The organism is Sandarakinorhabdus sp. (assembly GCF_031430775.1).
Lineage (GTDB): Bacteria > Pseudomonadota > Alphaproteobacteria > Sphingomonadales > Sphingomonadaceae > Sandarakinorhabdus.
Window position 1 is genome coordinate 1 of sequence record NZ_JANPCD010000054.1, and the last position, 1835, is coordinate 1835.

Annotated in this window: 2 protein-coding genes; both read left to right on the forward strand. The window is 63.8% G+C overall.

What is annotated here, in order from left to right:
* Nucleotides 1–611: electron transfer flavoprotein subunit beta/FixA family protein (locus RMQ73_RS02985; RefSeq protein ID WP_310496505.1), on the forward strand; the 611-nt coding region annotated here is incomplete at its 5' end.
* The gene (locus RMQ73_RS02990; protein ID WP_310496506.1) at nucleotides 608–1540 is read left to right on the forward strand and encodes an electron transfer flavoprotein subunit alpha/FixB family protein; all 933 of its coding nucleotides are present in this window, start codon (nucleotides 608–610) and stop codon (nucleotides 1538–1540) included. The genes RMQ73_RS02985 and RMQ73_RS02990, both read left to right, overlap by 4 nt.
* Nucleotides 1541–1835 lie beyond the last annotated feature (295 nt).

Genomic DNA, 1835 nt, shown 5'->3' on the forward strand with positions numbered 1-1835 from the left:
TCCGCCTCAAGGAAGCGGGGCACGCGACCGAGGTCGTTGTCGTCTCCGTCGGCGAGGCGGCCGCCGCCGACACGCTCCGTACCGGGCTTGCCATGGGAGCCGACCGCGGCATTCTGGTGCGCGCCGACGGGCGGCTGGAGCCGCTGGCCGTCGCCAAGCTGCTCGCCGCCGTATGCAAGAAAGAAGCCCCTGGCCTGGTGATCCTCGGCAAGCAGGCGATCGACGACGATGCCAACCAGACCGGCCAGATGCTCGCCGCATTGCTCCAATGGCCGCAAGGCACGTTCGCATCCAAGGTAACTGTCGCCGGCGACCGCGTCCATGTCGAACGCGAAGTCGATGGCGGGTCCGAAACCGTCGATCTCAAGATGCCGGCGATCATCACCACTGATCTTCGTCTCAACGAGCCGCGCTATGCCTCGCTGCCCAACATCATGAAGGCCAAGTCCAAGCCGATCGCGCAAAAGACGCCTGACGATTACGGTGTCGATGTCACGCCGCGCCTGACTGTCACCAAGGTTGTCGAGCCGGCCAAGCGGTCAGCCGGCATCAAGGTGAAATCGGTTGATGAACTGGTCGCCAAACTCAAGGAAATGGGAGCCGTGGCATGAGCGTTCTGGTCCTTGCCGAACATGATAATGTCGTCCTGAAAGATGCGACGCTGGCGGCGGTGACCGCTGCCACCCAGCTCGGCGGCGATGTCCATCTGCTGGTTGCCGGCAACGGCGCAGCAGGCGTGGCCGATGCGGCTGCCAAGGTGGCCGGGGTGGCCAAGGTGCTGCTCGCCGACAACGCAGCCTATGAAAACGCGCTGGCCGAAAATGTCGCGCCGTTGATTGTCGCGCTGATGGCCGGTTATGACGCGTTCGTGGCGCCCGCCACGACACGCGGCAAGAACATCACGCCGCGCGTTGCCGCCGCGCTTGATGTCGCGCAGATTTCCGAAATCCTGTCGGTCGAAGGCCCGGACACGTTTACCCGGCCGATCTATGCCGGCAATGCCATCGCCACCGTCAAGACCAGCGATGCCAAAAAAATCATCACCGTGCGCGGCACTGCCTTTGCCAAGGCCGCAACCAGCGGCGGCAGCGCAGCGGTCGAAAGCATCGGCGGCCCCGGCGATGCCGGCATGTCGGCCTTTGCCGGCGCCGAACTGACCAAATCGGCGCGTCCTGAACTGACCGCCGCCAAGATCATCGTGTCCGGCGGACGCGCGCTCGGCAGCTCTGACAAGTTCCACGAATTCATCGATCCGCTCGCCGACATGCTCGGCGCCGCCGTCGGCGCCAGCCGCGCCGCCGTCGATGCCGGCTATGCCCCCAACGACTATCAGGTCGGCCAGACCGGCAAGATCGTGGCCCCTGAGCTTTATGTCGCCGTCGGCATCTCCGGCGCCATCCAGCATCTGGCCGGCATGAAGGACAGCAAGATCATCGTCGCCATCAACAAGGACGAGGAAGCCCCGATTTTCCAGGTCGCCGACGTCGGCCTGGTCGGCGACCTGTTCGCTCTGGTGCCGGAACTGACCGGCAAGCTCTGAGCGATCCGGCCACAAACAGGAAAGGGCGGCGCCGGACAACCCGGTGCCGCCCTTTTTTGATTCCGGCGTCTTACGTCAGCGGGTCGATGCTGCTGGCGCTGACGATCAGCAGCCATTCGCCGCCCAATTGGTCCTTGTACGTGCCATTGTCATAGACACGGAAATCTTCGGCCATTTCGGTGATCGCGACCTTGCGGCCAAGCGCGCGATAGTCGTCTCCCTTGGCCTCGGGTTTTTACCAATGACCGACCAACCGAACATTTTGATCCTGATGGTTGACCAGCTGACAGGGACG